Annotated in this window: 12 protein-coding genes; 3 read left to right on the plus strand and 9 right to left on the minus strand. The window is 56.8% G+C overall.

Going from position 1 to position 15,972, the window contains the following annotated elements:
* Positions 1 to 266: 266 nt before the first annotated feature.
* Both CJ255_RS13350 and CJ255_RS13355 read right to left on the minus strand, forming a co-directional pair.
* Complete coding sequence (locus tag CJ255_RS13350; RefSeq protein ID WP_097644603.1) at positions 267 to 1,901, minus strand: GAF domain-containing sensor histidine kinase; 1,635 nt, start codon at positions 1,899 to 1,901, stop codon at positions 267 to 269.
* An 89-nt stretch (positions 1,902 to 1,990) separates the two neighbouring features.
* On the minus strand, positions 1,991 to 4,000 hold the full coding sequence (locus CJ255_RS13355; RefSeq protein ID WP_097644604.1) for a PAS domain-containing sensor histidine kinase: 2,010 nt from the start codon (positions 3,998 to 4,000) through the stop codon (positions 1,991 to 1,993).
* 512 nt (positions 4,001 to 4,512) lie between these two features.
* Here CJ255_RS13355 and CJ255_RS13365 point away from each other — a divergent pair.
* Positions 4,513 to 4,800, plus strand: coding sequence for a PspC domain-containing protein (locus CJ255_RS13365; protein WP_097644606.1), 288 nt, complete (start codon positions 4,513 to 4,515; stop codon positions 4,798 to 4,800).
* Positions 4,801 to 4,963: 163 nt separating this feature from the next.
* Here the strand turns inward: CJ255_RS13365 and CJ255_RS13370 are convergent, their stop codons facing one another.
* The 3 genes from CJ255_RS13370 to CJ255_RS13385 form a co-directional block, all read right to left on the minus strand.
* Positions 4,964 to 6,133 carry a glycosyltransferase family 4 protein gene (locus tag CJ255_RS13370; RefSeq protein ID WP_245863390.1) on the minus strand — a complete coding sequence of 390 codons (1,170 nt, stop codon included), beginning with the start codon at positions 6,131 to 6,133 and terminating at the stop codon, positions 4,964 to 4,966.
* A 197-nt stretch (positions 6,134 to 6,330) separates the two neighbouring features.
* Positions 6,331 to 6,990, minus strand: coding sequence for a ribosomal protein S18-alanine N-acetyltransferase (rimI, locus tag CJ255_RS13380; protein ID WP_097644607.1), 660 nt, complete (start codon positions 6,988 to 6,990; stop codon positions 6,331 to 6,333).
* A 146-nt stretch (positions 6,991 to 7,136) separates the two neighbouring features.
* The gene (locus CJ255_RS13385; protein WP_097644608.1) at positions 7,137 to 7,964 is read right to left on the minus strand and encodes a hypothetical protein; all 828 of its coding nucleotides are present in this window, start codon (positions 7,962 to 7,964) and stop codon (positions 7,137 to 7,139) included.
* Positions 7,965 to 8,319: 355 nt separating this feature from the next.
* On the opposite strand from CJ255_RS13385, the gene CJ255_RS13390 reads away from it, so the two are divergent.
* Positions 8,320 to 9,480: a TRAP transporter substrate-binding protein gene (locus tag CJ255_RS13390; protein ID WP_097644609.1), complete on the plus strand. Its 1,161-nt coding sequence runs from the start codon at positions 8,320 to 8,322 to the stop codon at positions 9,478 to 9,480.
* Positions 9,481 to 9,667: 187 nt separating this feature from the next.
* On the opposite strand, the gene CJ255_RS13395 is transcribed toward CJ255_RS13390, so the two are convergent.
* The 3 genes from CJ255_RS13395 to CJ255_RS13405 form a co-directional block, all read right to left on the minus strand.
* Complete coding sequence (locus CJ255_RS13395; RefSeq protein ID WP_097644610.1) at positions 9,668 to 11,005, minus strand: TRAP transporter large permease; 1,338 nt, start codon at positions 11,003 to 11,005, stop codon at positions 9,668 to 9,670.
* A 208-nt stretch (positions 11,006 to 11,213) separates the two neighbouring features.
* Positions 11,214 to 11,807 (minus strand): TRAP transporter small permease subunit, encoded by a 594-nt coding sequence (locus CJ255_RS13400; protein WP_097644611.1) that lies wholly within the window; start codon positions 11,805 to 11,807, stop codon positions 11,214 to 11,216.
* Between the two features lie 301 nt (positions 11,808 to 12,108).
* Positions 12,109 to 13,947 (minus strand): phosphoenolpyruvate carboxykinase (GTP), encoded by a 1,839-nt coding sequence (locus CJ255_RS13405; protein ID WP_097644612.1) that lies wholly within the window; start codon positions 13,945 to 13,947, stop codon positions 12,109 to 12,111.
* Between the two features lie 337 nt (positions 13,948 to 14,284).
* On the opposite strand from CJ255_RS13405, the gene CJ255_RS13410 reads away from it, so the two are divergent.
* Positions 14,285 to 14,698 carry a hypothetical protein gene (locus CJ255_RS13410; RefSeq protein ID WP_245863392.1) on the plus strand — a complete coding sequence of 138 codons (414 nt, stop codon included), beginning with the start codon at positions 14,285 to 14,287 and terminating at the stop codon, positions 14,696 to 14,698.
* A 34-nt stretch (positions 14,699 to 14,732) separates the two neighbouring features.
* Here the strand turns inward: CJ255_RS13410 and recA are convergent, their stop codons facing one another.
* Positions 14,733 to 15,800, minus strand: coding sequence for a recombinase RecA (gene recA, locus CJ255_RS13415; protein WP_097644613.1), 1,068 nt, complete (start codon positions 15,798 to 15,800; stop codon positions 14,733 to 14,735).
* Positions 15,801 to 15,972 lie beyond the last annotated feature (172 nt).

Here is a 15,972-nt window from a genome sequence, read left to right on the forward strand (position 1 = left end):
TGCCTTCGCCCCTCTCCCACAACGTGGGAGAGGCGGTGCCCTGCCCTTCGACAAGCTCAGGGGCCGCTTGCCGAAGGGGGTAGAGGGTGAGGGCCATCATTGGGCATCCCAAAGCCCTAGCGGTCGCTACAGAAGCAAACGTTCTGCCCGCCCTTAAACCCGCAGGGGCTTCGACAGGCTCAGCCACCGCGCTAGGTGGCAGCGCGGGGGCTTCGACAGGCTCAGCCACCGCAAGCTCAGCCAGCGAGCCACCGCGACGCCACCTGCTATGACAATGGAATGCGCAACTCCACGGTTGTCCCTTCGCCCACTTCGCTGCGTAGGCGCAGATCGGCCCCAATTAGGCGCGCCCGCTCTTTCATGTTGAGCAACCCGAAGCTACCACGCACACTATAGCCACTCTCTACCGCATTCAGGTTAAAACCGCGCCCACGGTCGCGTACACTCGCCACAAAGGTGTCATCCTCTGTGTAGAGATAGAGTGTTATCAGATCACTTTGAGCATGCTTACGGGCGTTGTTGATCGCCTCTTGCAGAATGATAAAGACCGCCGCTTCCTTATCGACAGGCAGATGCGGAATGTTAGCGGGTGCCTCCAAGCGTAGCCGGGTGCCGTTCCCCGATGGATCGCGCCAGCGCGCTACATACTGCTGAAGTGTAACCAGCAACCCTTGGGTCTCAAGGCCAAGCGGACGCAACTCAAAGAGAAGCGTCCTAATGTCATGCGTGGTTTTATTGACCAACTCGGCGAGGGTATCCAACTCATCAGGTACCCGTTCGGGCATAGCGCGGAAGAGTTTCTTGATGAACTCAATGTTCATCGCAATAGCGGCGATACTCTGAGTTGGCCCATCGTGCAGATCACGGGCGATCGTGTGGCGCACTTCCGCTTCTTTGGCCAGTAGGCGCTCATGCTCTTGCTTCAGGCTCTGGTAGAGGCGGGCGTTCTCAATCGCAATCGCAGCCTGCGCGGCTAGAGTCGTGAGCAACTGCATATCCTGTTCGGTAAAGGGCCGCCCGTCGGTGGTGTTGAGCAGTTGCACCGCCCCAATGGTGCGCTCCTTGAGGCGCATCGGGACACACAAGATCGAACGGGTGATAAACTCCGCCTCGCGGCCAATCGCATCGTACCAACGGCTGTCCTGCTCAACATCATTGACAATCTGGCCAACCCCGTGGGTTACCACCCAACCGGCAATGCCCCGATCAGCGGGCATACGGTACTGACGCTGTTCGCCGGGAATCTCTAGGATCAACTCCTGCGCTTCGTTGTCTAGGATGAAGATTGAGCAACGCTCCGCCCCTACGACCTTCGGCGCACGCAGCTTAATGTCGGTCAAGAGACTTGCGAGGTCAAGATTAACCGCCAGCGATTGCCCGATCTCATAGAGCAGATTCAGTTCGCGCAGATCGCGTTCAGCGCGGCGCAACATGGCAATCTTATCCGCCTCACCGCCAATGGCCCGTACCAAGAGTACCAGCAGATCTTCATCAAAATGGTGCCCATCCTCAGTGCGGCTCTGCACCTCTTGGGCATCAATCACCAAATGCAAAAGCCCAACACCCTGACCACCGCTCTGCAGCGGTAGCTCAATCAGGGCACATCCATCGTCAAGCGAATAGCTCCCAACAATCGGTTCGCTGCCGTTGGCCCTACGGCTAAAGCCTTGACGAGCTTGCTCAATCATTGTACGCGCTTCATCCTCCAAGGGGCCAAAGGCTAGGCGCACCACCTCTGCGTATGGTGTTACATAGAGCAGTGCCCCCGCCCGCGCCGGCCAAAACGAAACCAAGCGCTCAAGCGAGGCGGTCAACAACTCTGAGACACCGTGGTGCCCCCCGGCAATGAGCAACTGGCTTAGGGTCTCCAGTTGGCGCTGATTAATGGCGATAGGCGACATGACATACCTCAGTCCTTGTGACTAGTCTGTCAAGATACTTTACTCCATTACAAGTAGGTATGTCAATGTTTTAGCACAAGCCCTCAACCCTACGCTTGATGGCCTTGGGGCAGACGTAGGGTAAAACAGCTTCCAATCCCTTCTTGGCTCTCCACCATAATCGTGCCGCCGTGCAGCAGCAAAATTTCACGTACCGCATAGAGGCCAATGCCCATACCGCTGATGGTAGCATTGTGCGCTCGGTAGTAGCGTTCAAAGAGCCTGGGCAAGGCGTCGCTGGGGATGCCAATCCCTTCGTCACTGATACACAGTTGCACCTGGTTATGGTATTGCCCCATTTCAACCGTGATTACGCCACCGTCTGGGCTGTATTTGATCGCATTATTCATCAGGTTGTAGATAACCTGTTCCAGACGAACCTCGTCACCCAATATCCACAAATCATTTGTACTGCCACGCAATTCAATGCGATGCTGACTCAAGCTTGGTTGCAGCTCCATGATCACCCGTGTAGTTAGTGCGGCAACATCGAGGGGTGCCTTGGTGATGTTCAACTGGCCGCTCTGAATGCGTGAGAGATCGAGCAGGGCGTTGATCATGCGATTGATCCGTTGGGCCTGTTCAACGATACGTTGGGCACGCCGTGCAACTTGGTCGGGGCTACTGGTTGCAATGCGGCGTTCGAGCAGTTGCGCTTGGCCGAGCAGGGCTGTAAGTGGTGAGCGCAGGTCGTGCGAGGCAATTGCAATGAAGGTATCGCGCACCTCAACCGCCTCCTGTACCGCTTCATAGAGCCGGGCACGCTCAATCGCTTGGGCCCCCTGGCCCGTCATGGTTAAGAGCAGATCACGATCTTCGTCGCTAATCTGGCGCGCTTCGTGGAAAGCCAATGACAAGGACCCAAGGGTGCGCCCTTCAACACTGAGCGGTACAATCGCAAAGGCCGCATAGTCAACGATTGCTGTACTACATGCTATCTGCGGATAGCTAGCCAATAGCTCGCCACGCTGCGCGAAGAAGAGCGGGCTGCCGGTACGCAACACATCGCTTGTGGGTTGAGCCGCTTCAATGGGAATCTGCTGTAATTCTTCCAGCATCGCTGCGGTAATACCTTCAGTATAGCGCAACACCAACTTGCGTCCATCGCCACTGAGCAAGCGTAGCGCACCCGCATCGGCTTGCACTGCCACCATCGCTTGGTGTACGAGCAACTGCTCCATCTCGCCAGGTGTGAGCGTCTCTGAAAGCGCAGAGGTCAAGGCTTGGATGCGGGTGATCCGTGCGGTCGTGCGTTCGGCTGCTGCCCGTGCTGCTTGTTCACGCTGCAACAGATCTTCACGCTCAACCGCATGGCGCAACTGTTCTTGTTCGATTGCTTTGCGTTGTGAGATGTCTATTCCAGAGGGAATCAGGTATTGCACCCGTCCTTCGGCATCATGCGCGGGGGCAAGCATAAAATCAATCGTGATAAAATGATCCGCCCCCACGCGCACGGGCACATCGTAGCGCACCGCCTCACCCAAGGCCGCCTGCTGAACAGCCATACGCACCTGGGCCTGCACCTCTGGATCATACGACCACCAGAAGGCATCTTCAAAGGGACGCCCCACCACATCGTGTGGTTCAAGCCCCGCCGCTTGCAACGCGGCTCGGTTGGCCTCGATCAGCGTACCATTGGGCAACAAGACCCCCGCGAACGCAAAGAGTCCGTCGAGGACGGCGCGCACCGACGGCATCTGCAGAGCACCGCATGAACTTTGCGTCTCGCTTAGTACGTCTGCTGCACCAAGCAGCAACTCCACCGCCACAATCGTGCCCCGCGTTGTCCGTAGTGGCATAAGCTGCCATGCACACGAACCATTCAGACCATAGCCCATCGAAAATGGGCCACGCGGCACACCGTCGGCCAAGACGGCCCGTAGTGGTACCTCCAACTCAGGTAAGAGGGTGTCAATGGTTTGACCAAGCAAACCCCGTCCAGACGCGTTAAAGAGTGTTGCAAAGCGATCATCAACGTCAATCAGGCGCAACAACGGATCAACGACTGCACCACCTTGAACATGGGTACCTGCGGACTGGCTTGGGTAGCTTACATTCATCTTCTCTTACCTAGCTGTCATTGGACGACGCTGGGGCGTTGTTGGAACAAGCCCTGAACCCTCAGTGGAGGGCTGACCTTATTGTAGCCTATTCTTGTAAGAATTGTTAGTGCTTTTGGGTACAATTTACACATATTTAACTGTTTTATATGAATCAGCGGGAGGGCGGCTTCGCCGCTGCTGAAGAATTTTTTGTTAGCGCGAAAAAGCCTTGGGTTGGCAGGCGGTAGCGTGGTGGCTTCGACAAGCTCAGCCACCGCGCCACCGCACCGCTGGCTGAGCCTGTCGAAGCCACGCGGTGCGGCCCAGAGCTTTTTCGCCAAAACCTCTCTTTTCGTTCGTGTTGGCGGCTTCGCCGCCAACACGAACGAAAAAAGAGGTTTTGGGGCGTTAGCCCAATAGCTATAGGGCAGCAGCCCGGCTGCAACAAAGGCACACTGCCGAGCGTCATAGGGACAGCAAACAACAACGACGACCAAGGGGCCGTCGCACTGATGAGGAGGATAGTGATCATGGAGACCAAGCGCATCAATCGGAGCCGCAGCGAGCGTATGATTGCAGGTGTGGCTGGTGGCCTAGCCGATTATTTCAACATTGACCCGATGTTTGTGCGTTTAGGCTTTATCGTTCTCAGCCTGTTCAACGGCATCGGGGCGATTCTCTATTTCGTTCTCTGGCTGATTGTCCCCAATGAAGGCAGTGTTGAAGAGGGGCGCGCCTCGGTGCATGAGGCTACCGACGAGATGCGAACCTACCTGCAGAATCTCGTACACCAGATCCGCACGGTGCTGCAGCGCTAAGGGAAGGATACAGAAACGAGAAAATAGAAAATAGGTCTACGGCATCAGGATGCGCTGAATGCCTCCAAACTGTAAAGTTTGCGAGGACGCGAAGCCCTCGCCTCTTCGCCTCACGCATCCTCGCAAGATTGTAAAGTAACCTTCGGCTTTTCTGAAACCATCTCTATGGCGGAAGCGCCAGCGTATACGCCGCTTCCGCCACCAGAGCCAAACGCTGCCAGGTAGATTGCGTTGCCGCCATGTACGCGCCTTGTGCTAAACGTTCGCGTAGGGGCGCATCGTCGAGTAGGCGCACACAGGCTACTGCGAGCGCCCCTGCGTCACCAGGTGGCACGAGGAGGCCATGCTGTTCATGGCGGATAAAGCTGCGTGCTTCGCCCACATCAGAGGCAACCAGCGCCAAACCTGCGCCCATCAACTCCAACAACTTGGCGGAACAGCGCGCCCGGTTGATCAATGTATCCCGTGTTGGCACCAATGCAATGGCTGCTTCGGCTAAGACCTCCGGTATCGCTTCCGGTGCCAACCAACCCCGGTAATCGAGGAGCGGCCTAAAGCCCGCCCGTTCCGCCCATGCCAAGAGGTGCTGCTCTTCGCCCTGTTCACCCTGCCCGACTACGATCAGACGTGCTTCAGGGCGGGCTGAGTGTACAGCGGCTAAGGCTGCGGCCAACTCAGCCAGATCCAACTCCCAAAAGCGCGTATAGAGTAATAGCTTGGCGCTTGCGCCACGAGTAGCGGCGGCCCGGATGGGTGCTGCTGCTCGCGGCTGCACCGCAACCCCATTGGGCAGGTAGAAGACCCGTTGCGGTGCAACCCCCATGGCCCAGACGAGGCTCTCGAGGGTGCGGCTTGCCACGGTGACAGCGGCGGCACGGCGGGGCAGATCACGCTCTTGCCAAGCAAAGAGGCGACGAGCAGCAGTGGGGTAGGGCAGTAGTTCATTCCAGCCCCCTGGCCCTTCCCAATCATCGGTATCAAGCACCAAGGGCAAGCCTAGTGGTGCAGCAGCCAATGCGGCCAAGCCGCCATAGCCTTTGGGCTTAAAGAGGTGCAAACAGTCGGGTTGTTCACGTAGCGCCGCATGCATGAGCGCAACACTCTGCTGCACCACCGCCAACGGCCCTGGCCCCAAGGCTGCTGGCGTATGCACCACCGGCACCGCACCATAGCGGATGCGGGTACCCGCAGCTTCAGGGTTATGCACTGGCGGAGCGATAATCGTCACCGCATGGCCACGCTGGGTTAGGGCCTGGGCCAGTGGCAACATACGGGCGAGCAGGGTGCCCTTGGGCCGAATCCCAAAGGGTGCCAACATTGCAATGCGGAGCATGCTTGTGTTCTTCTACGGGAAGGTTTCAGACCACGTTACCGTTTGCGGGGAGGCGGGGAGGCAGGGAGGCGGGGAGGCAGGGAGGCGGGGAGGCAGGGAGGCAGGGAGGCGGGGAGGCAGGGAGGCAGGGAGGCGGGGAGGCGGGGAGGCAGGGAGGCGGGGAGGCAGGGAGGCAGGGAGGCGAAGCTCTCGTCGCTTCACCCGTCGGCTTGACGTTGCAGCCGCACCACCAACTGGCGGCGCAGTTCTGCAAGGCGCGCCTTGAATTCTGCCGTATTGATGCCTTCTGTCCACATAATCAGCGCATCTTCGCTATTATCGGTGTAGTAGCGTGGGCGTGTACCACCGGGTTGGAATCCATACTTAAGGTAGAGACGTTGGGCACCCGTATTACTGATGCGCACCTCAAGCGTAATCTGGTGCGCCCCAAGATCATAGGCGTGATCAATCAGCGCATTCAGCAATAACTCACCCACTCCTTGACCGCGATAGGTCGGATCAACCGCAATCGTCGTGATATGGGCATCATCCACGGTGAGCCAGATGCCACCATAGCCAACAATCGGCGTTGGATCGGGGGGCAACGAACTTGGTGCATGTGCAGGCGATTCAGGCAGAAAGATCGAGACCAACTGGCTCAGAACTCCAAAGGGGCGGGGCGGCGTTGGAGTTGGGCGGCGCGGCAATTGCCCGGGCGGAGTTGGGCTCGCCCGGGCAATCACATAGCGACAATGTTGCAGATCACGAATTTCACGGCGATAGGTATTCGCCGACCAAGGCGTGGTAAAACTCTGGCGTTCGATCACCTGGACATACGGAATATCGTCCTCGGTCATCGCTTCGATGAAGTAGTACATCTTCAGATGGCACCACAAGCCTTGGGCCCACAGACAAGGTTTCAGGTGTCTGGTTTCGGGTGTCAGCCGGAGCGTATCAGAACGCACTGCATGGCTCTAAACCGTATAGCAGCCTGGAACCATGTCACAGCATCTCTCAGACCAAACTATGGTGTAAGTGGCGTAGCCGACTCCACAAAGAAGATGCTCTCATAGGCACCATCTCGACCAAAGCCACCCCCAGTCTGGAAGGTTCCTGTCACCTCAACCTCGCCCCAGACATAGCTATTATTGGGGCCAACATTGAGCAAAGCGGACTGATCGGGCGGGAAGCCCTCCATCCAGATCTGGCTACCGATCGGCTGGGGACTCGCACCATCCTCTTCAGTCGAAACCCCCTCTGCCAACACATAGATCACCGAGTTCCAGAAGTAGTACCCGCGTGTGGTAACTGTCTGCCCATCGTAGGCTTCAGGGTTACGTTGCAGATCAAAGAAATTAACCTTGCCTTCACCCAGGGCACGATCCTCGATCTTCTGTTCAATCCGGCGAATGCGCTCAATCGGTTCAGCGTGCGTTACCGTAATCTGATGGGCAAACTGCCCATCTGGCCCAAAGCCACCGCCATGGTTAAAGGTACCCTCAACACGCACAAAGCCATAGACCGCATCACCGGGACGGTGGAGATGTTCGGTTACTTCAGCAGGAAAACCCTCAAGCCAGATCGGATCACCCAACGGTTGCGCATCAAGGCCATTATCGAGCGTACTTACGCCAAGTGCCAAGACCGAAAGGGCCGGATCACCAGGACGCCAGATGTATGCACCATCAACCTTGATCGACTGCCCGTTGAAGTTGTTCGGGTTACTCGTCAGGTGTTGGACGTAGAGTGCCGAACCGGAAGCAAGCCCTTGGCCGACACATGTATTCAGAATCAGGAGAGTACTTGAGAGTAACACGGCAAGCAACAGGGCTCGCCAGGATTGACGGGACATAAACAAAGCCTCCTCCAAAAAGCACTACAAGCGCCACAGGTACACTACTGCGAACAGGGCAGGTAGTGGTGTCGTAGCCTGCGGGGCCAGAGTCGGGCAACCTGTAGTAGGCCGACTCCCACGGATTATACCAGAAGCCTCAACCATCGGCAACCGCTACGGCACCTCTGGTGGGGGTGCGGGGGCGGCGAAGCCGCCAAACAGCAACACAAAAGCGGGTTTGGGGTGAAGCCTCAGCAACTTTGACGTAGCCCTCGAAGAGTTCGCATGGCGGTTGCCGAAAAGGGGTAGCTTGGCTATAATGAGGGGACGGATTCCCTTGGATGGATCAACTAAAGATGCTCAGGAGCAACGAATGAAACGGCGAGAGTTTCTGCGTGGCGCGGCTGCCGGAGTGATCGGCAGCCTTGGTATGACGTTGGCGGCGTGTGGTGGTGCCCCGGCTACAACCTCCCCTGATGCACCCACAGATGGTGAGCCAGAGGCTCAAGCCCCGGCTCAGGGTTCTTCCCTGCCTGCGGTTGAGTGGCGTATGGGTACGAGTTGGCCCATCTCGCTCGATACGATCTATGGTGGGGCCACCGTACTGGCCGAGCGGGTGAGCGAACTGACCAATGGTATGTTCAAGATTACCACCTACCCCGCAGGTGAGCTCTTCGGTGGCCTTGAAGTGCTACAAAACGTGCAGCAGGGTACCGTCGAGTCGGGCCATTCGGCGATGTACTACTACACCGGCATGAGTCCTGCGTGGGGCATTGCGACATCGCTGCCCTTTGGCCTCACTGCCACCCAGATGAATGCGTGGTTCTACCACGGTGGTGGCAACGAGTTGCTCGATGAGCTCGCGGCTGAGTTTAGTACGATCATCTTCCCTGCTGGCAATACGGGCACCCAGATGGGGGGCTGGTTCCGCCAAGAGATCAACACCGTCGCCGACCTACAGGGCCTCAAGGTGCGTATTCCCGGGCTCGGTGGCCAAGTGATTGCGCGCCTCGGCGCCGTGGTTCAGGTTGTCCCTGGTGGTGAAATCTTCCAAGCCCTCTCGACTGGCGCGGTAGACGCGGCTGAGTGGGTTGGGCCCTACGATGACCAGAAGCTTGGGCTGCAAGATGCCGCCGAGTACTACTACTCGCCCGGTTGGTGGGAACCCGGCCCGGCCCTGCACGCCTTCGCTGGCCTCGATGCTTGGAACGCCCTGCCGGTTGAATACCAGCGCGTCTTTAAGGTTGCCTCATGGGAGTCCAACCTCAATATGATCTCCAAGTATGAGGCGCTCAATGGTACTGCGCTGCAAGAACTGCTTGCTGGTGGCACCCAACTGCGCGTCTTCAGCGATGAGATTATGGCCGAGGCTCAGACCCAGGCCTTTGAACTCTACGAAGAGACGGCTGCTGAAGATTCAACCTTCCGTGCCATCTTTGAGCCTTGGAAGGATTTCCGCGCCAATGTCTTTGGCTGGAACAGCGGCAATGAGGCGACTTTTACCAATTTCGTCTATAACAATCGCAACTGGTAGTAGTCTATCGGCGTAATTGAACCACAGAGACACCGAGGGCACAGAGTATTGTACGGAGAGAGTGAGTGCCAACAATACACTTCTCTGTGTTCTCTGTGCCTCTGTGGTTCAATATACCTGAAAGGGGGTTCGGGGAGGGCTAAGGCTCCCCGAACCCCGCTTTTTTTCGTGTTGGCTTAAGGTAACTCTAGCGTCCAAAGGAGATCGAAGGCAAGTAGGTGACCAAGCTTGGGAAGGCTACAATCAAGATCAGTACCGCCACCTGAACCGCAATGAAGGGAAGTACGCCCCGATAGATGTCGGTTGTATGGATACTTGGGGGGGCCACGCCACGGAGGTAAAAGAGCGCAAACCCAAAGGGCGGCGTGAGGAACGAGGTCTGGAGGTTGGCCCCCATCACCACCCCAAACCAGATCATGTCAATCCCCAAGGCTCGCGCAACCGGCACAAAGAGCGGGATGACAATAAAACAGATCTCGAAGAAGTCAATGAAGAAGCCGAGCAAAAAGACGATCAGCATGCTCACAATCATGAAGGCCAAGACCCCGCCGGGTAGACTGGTCATCAGATCGAAGACAAACTTGTCGCCATCAAGCGCTCGGAAGACCAAGGCAAAGGCGGTTGAGCCGATCAGAATAAAGATCACCATCGTCACATTGCGGAGTGTTGCATCAGAGACGGTGCGAAAGGTCTTGAAGGTGAGGCGTCCATTCACTGCTGCCAGCAGGGTGGCCCCTAGTGCGCCTACCGCCCCCGCTTCGGTTGCCGTGGCTAATCCAAAGAAGATCGAACCAAGCACCGCAAAGATCAGCAACAAGGGGGGAATCATCACCTTGACGACCCGTAGCAGCAGGGCTGTCCCTTTGAGTGGACGCGCTTCAGGCGGCAGGGCCGGGGCAATGTCGGGCTTGACCAGCGCCAACACCCAGCAGAAGAAGGCCAGTGAGAAAGCCAAGAGCAAGCCAGGAATGAGCGCCCCCATAAAGAGCCGCCCTACCGAAACCCCCAATTGATCGCCGAGTACCACCAGTACCACTGAAGGGGGAATAATCTGGCCCAACGTTCCTGCGGCACAAATGACCCCACAGGCAAGCTGCTTATCATAGTTGTAGCGCAACATAATCGGCAACGAAATGAGCCCCATCGCCACCACCGTCGCCGCTACCACGCCAGTCGTCGCCGCCAGCAGCGCGCCCACAAAGACCACGGCAATGGCCAAGCCACCACGCATGGTGCCAAAGAGCATGCCAATGGTCTCTAAAAGATCTTCGGCTAGGCCCGATTTTTCCAACATCGAGCCAAGAAAGATAAAATAGGGAATGGCCAACAGGGTAAAATTGGACATCACCGTAAAGATGCGCGAGGGCATGGCGCGGATCAGAATCGGCTCAAAGACGCCCAACGAGATGCCAATCATGCCAAAGAGAATGGCCACGCCACCCAACGAGAAGGCAACGGGGTAGCCAATGCCCAAAATCATGAGCGCACCGAGGAACATCAGCGGTCCAAGCCACTCGTACTCCATGAAGAATCTCCGTTATACCAAAATTCGATAGCCGCTGGCTGAGCCTGTCGAAGCCAAGCGGCGTGGCTCAGAGCTCTTCCGCACTAGTCGTAGTGCCGACTTTAGTCGGCATTCAGGGGTTGTCTGCGGCCTCAGCCGACTAAAGTCGGCACTACCTATGGCGCAAACTGTAAAGTGTCCTGAAACCATCCCTAACCAAGAATTGGTATTACACCTCTTGCAAATCAGGATTCTGCTCATCAGCCAACGCTTTGGGCTCCAGATGGCCAGTCAGCACGGCAAGATTCTTAATCACCTCAGAGACGCCCTGAATAATCAGCAATGCCGGGCTGATCAGGATGAAGGTCTTCAGCGGGGCACGCGGCAAGCCTCCTGGATCGGGGGAAACTTCCCAGGGTACGCGCCGTCCATTAGGCAGGAAACCCCATGATTGCATCACATAGGGCCATGCAAAGTAGATCAAGAGCGCACAAAACGGAATGAGAAAAAAGAGTGTACCAAACAGGTCTACCCGTGCTTTTGCAATGGGCGACATATTGCCATAAAAGACATCAACTCGTACATGCTCGCCATGCTTAAGCGTATAGGCTGCGCCCAGCAGGAAGATCACGGAGAAGATATACCACTGTGCTTCAATATAAAAATTCGAACCGAGGGTCTGCCCAATGGCGCGTCCAACATAGCGGTTGGTTACATTCCAGACCCCGACGGCAACAACGAGCGGCACCAGCCAGATTGTCACATTGCCGACAAACTCAGTAAAGGCATCAATGCCTTTTGACAGGCGCAGCAATCCTTGCATGCGGCTACCTCTCAAGAATTTTTATCTGTTTGGGATGGTTTCAGAAAAGTGGAAGGTCGCTTTACCATTTTGCGAGGATGCGTGAGGCGAAGAGGCGAGAGCTTCGCATCCTCGCCTCTTCGCGTCTTTGCAAACTGCAAAGCTGCCACGAACCATCCCTTTCAGTCGGATGCTCAGAAGATACGCGGGAACCTGTTCCCACACGTACCCTTACGGACTCGTAGGGTGGCGGCTTCGCCGCCACCCTAGCACAGAACAAGAGGAGCGTGGTTCGTTGTACGAGCAGGCACCAGTGCCAACCCTACTCGTGGGTCGGCCCCCAATTCTCCGGCGTGCGCCAGAGGCTAGAGAGGATCAGCTCGCGCACATTGATCATCTCTTTGGGCAGACGATCATAGAGCTTAATGAAGAGCTCCTCGTGCAGCAGCACTTCCTTCTGCCAGTCATCGATATTGAGCTTCATGATCTGATCAAACTGCTCGCGGCTGAACTCCAGCCCGCGCAAGTCAAGGTGCTCATAGTTGGGCAGCCAGCCAATCGGGCTCTCGACACTCGGCACTTCGCTATGGGCACGCTGCACGATCCACTTGAGGGCGCGCATATTCTCGCCAAAGCCGGGCCACGCGAAGTTGCCCTCGGCATCCTTGCGGAACCAATTGACGCCAAAGATGCGGGGGGGGTTGTAGATCTCACGTCCAAACTGCAACCAGTGGTTGATATAATCGCCCATATGGTAGCCTGCAAAGGGCAACTGGGCGAAGGGATCGCGCCGTACCACCCCCATCTGGCCAAAAGCTGCCGCCGTCGTCTCGGAACCCATGGTTGCCGCCAAATAGACACCGTAGTTCCAGTTGAAAGCCTGGTAGACCAGTGGAACTGTGGTGCTACGGCGTCCACCGAAGACAAAAGCCTCAATCGGCACACCCGCCGGATCATCCCAGGCCGGATCGAGCACCGGGTTGTTGGTAGCCGGGGCGGTAAAGCGCGCATTGGCGTGGGCCGCAGGGGTGCTGCTCTCCGGCGTCCAATCGTTGCCCTTCCAGTCAATCGCGTGGGCGGGCTTCTCCTTGGTCATGCCCTCCCACCAGACATCGCCATCATCGGTCAGGGCCACATTGGTGAAGATCGTATCACGAGCACAACTCTCCATTGCGCTGGCGTTGGTGTGGTACGAGGTACCGGGTGCGACCCCAAAGTAGCCCGACTCCGGGTTGATGGCGTAGAGTTTGCCGTCCTTACCCGGCTTGATCCAAGCAATGTCATCACCAACCGTCGTAACTTCCCAGCCCTCTGCCTTAAAATCTTTGGGCGGCACCAACATGGCAAAGTTGGTCTTGCCACAGGCTGAGGGGAACGCAGCGGCCACATAGGTCTTGCGGCCATTAGGCTCCTTCACACCCACAATGAGCATATGCTCGGCCAACCAGCCCTCTTGCCGCGCCATAACCGACGCGATGCGGAGGGCAAAGCACTTCTTACCCAAGAGCGCGTTGCCACCATAGCCCGAACCATACGACCAGATTGCCCGCTCTTCGGGGTAGTGGACAATATACTTGGTGGTCGGGTTGCAGGGCCATGGCACATCCTTCTGCCCCGGCTCAAGCGGCGCACCAACAGTGTGGATACAAGGAATGTACTCACCATCCTCGCCCAGCACATCGTAGACCGCCTTGCCCATACGGGTCATGATCTTCATATTCACGACCACATAGGCCGAGTCGGTAATCTCGATCCCGATGTGAGCAATCGGCGAACCAAGTGGCCCCATGCTAAAGGGGATGACATACATCGTGCGCCCACGCATACAGCCGGTAAAGAGTGGCTGCAACGTCTCTTTCATCTCTTTAGGCGCCATCCAGTTGTTCGTGGGCCCCGCATCATTCTTCGAGATCGAACAGATATAGGTACGATCCTCGACGCGTGCGACATCGCTGGGGTCCGAACGGGCCAAGAAACAATTCGGGCGCTTCTCCGGATTCAAACGAATGAACGTGCCCGCCTCAACCATCTCGTTACAGAGGCGATCATACTCCTCCTGCGAACCATCGCAGAAGTATACCTGATCGGGCTGGCACAACGCCACCATCTCCTCGACCCACTCCTTCAACTTGGTGTTCTTGATGTAGTCTGGGAACTCCATGCGTTCCTCCCTGAACTAAACGGCTAAACAGTGTTGCTCCGCTTCCCCAACGAATGCAGAGGACAGTCAACACGCCTTCAATCATACCATACGAAACCGTTTCATGTGTGCCGGAAATATACCGAATTGCTTGACGTAGTTTGTGATGGAGGGTACAATAGCGTTGGTTGCATAGTCAGTTTTGACTATGTGCTTTGGGGCGTGGCCCCAAAGCCACGTTTTTCGTTCGTGTTGGCGGCAGAGCCGCCAACACGAACGAAATGAGGTTCTTCATCTTCGGGGTTGGCGAAGCCGCCCCCAACCCCCCGCCGGAGGCTAACCGAAGGAGTAAGCCCACATGATCGAACTGATGCAACGGATCAACTACATCCATACCCTCTTCGGACGCGACATCCTAAGCGTGCTGATAGTTGGTTTAGCGATCTACTTAACCGTGCGCTACCAGAACGAACGTTTTCCGCGCAACGGCTTCACCCGTGCCTTCCCTGTGCTCGTAGACCTCCAGGTAGCTTTGGGGATTATCTATTGGGTCTTCTTGCTCTTCTACTCGCCCATCAGCAGTATCTACTTAGGTTTTCCCTTCATTCTGCACCCGGTGCTTGGCATTCTTGCGGCGGGCTTAGGCCATATGGCTGTGAGTGAACGCATGCCCCTGCGCCAACTAGGACGTTGGGCCCCTATGGCATCGCTTGGGGTCATGCTCATCCTAGTGCTGGTCAATACCTTTATTCCAGAGTGGTCACGTCCGTAACGAGGGCGCAAGGGCGCGAGGACGCACGAGGGCGCTACCCGCCATCCTCAAACAAGCCTTCAGCATCCTCCTCCTCATCAGCGACCACCGGGGGGGCTACAGCGGGGCTGGCGATGCTTTGGGCTTTGATCAGGCGTTCAATCTCATCGGTGAGTGCAGCGTTCTCTTTGAGGAAGTTGCGTACATTTTCGCGCCCTTGGCCCAGGCGATCTTCGCCGAGATAGAACCAGGCACCGCTCTTGCGGATGATACTCAGTTCTACGCCAATATCGAGGATATTGCCCTCACGCGAGATGCCCTCGTTGGCCAGAATGTCAAACTCGGCTTGGCGAAAGGGGGGGGCAACCTTGTTCTTGATCACCTTGACGCGTGCGCGTGAGCCAATGGGGTCTTGGCCCGATTTGAGCGTTTCGATGCGCCGAATGTCGAGGCGTACCGAGGAGTAGAACTTGAGCGCTTGGCCGCCGGTGGTGGTTTCGGGCGAACCGAACATCACGCCGATCTTCATACGCAGTTGGTTCAAAAAGATGACCACGGTGCGGCTCTTGTTGATCGCGCCGGAGAGTTTGCGCAGGGCTTGGCTCATGAGGCGCGCCTGAAGCCCGGGCAGGCTATCGCCCATGTCGCCCTCGATCTCGGCACGCGGCACCAGTGCAGCGACCGAGTCGATCACGACGACATCAATGGCATTTGAGCGCACCAGGGTTTCGCAAATCTCTAGGGCTTGCTCGCCAGTGTCGGGTTGCGAGACGAGCAGATCTTCGGTCTGGACGCCACAACGCTCGGCATAGATGGGATCAAAGGCGTGTTCAGCGTCAATGAAGGCGCAGACACCGCCAAGCTTCTGCGCTTCGGCAATGATATGTTGGGCCAGGGTGGTCTTACCGCTACTCTCAGGGCCGAAAATTTCCACCACGCGCCCCCGGGGTAGACCACCGATGCCCAGGGCAATATCGAGCGCAATGGCACCAGTTGGAATGACCTCAATGGCCAATTTGCTGCCAATTTCGCCCATCTTCATGATCGAGCCTTTACCGAACTTGCGATCAATTTGACTCATGGCTGCCGCTAGGGCTTTTTCTTTTTCAGGCGAGAGGGCCATCGCAGGCGCTCCTCCATTGTGTGTACTCACTCCTCTGCTCCTTCTGTACTCTACTATAGCGGAGAGGCGCTGTCAACGCTCGACAGCCTCGCATACATGTGCGATTATAGCACACTCGTGCGGTCATTGCAATGATCATTTGCAATAGCTAGAGCTACGTCAATACACCCCC

It is taken from the genome of Candidatus Viridilinea mediisalina, assembly GCF_002532535.1.
Lineage (GTDB): Bacteria > Chloroflexota > Chloroflexia > Chloroflexales > Chloroflexaceae > Viridilinea > Viridilinea mediisalina.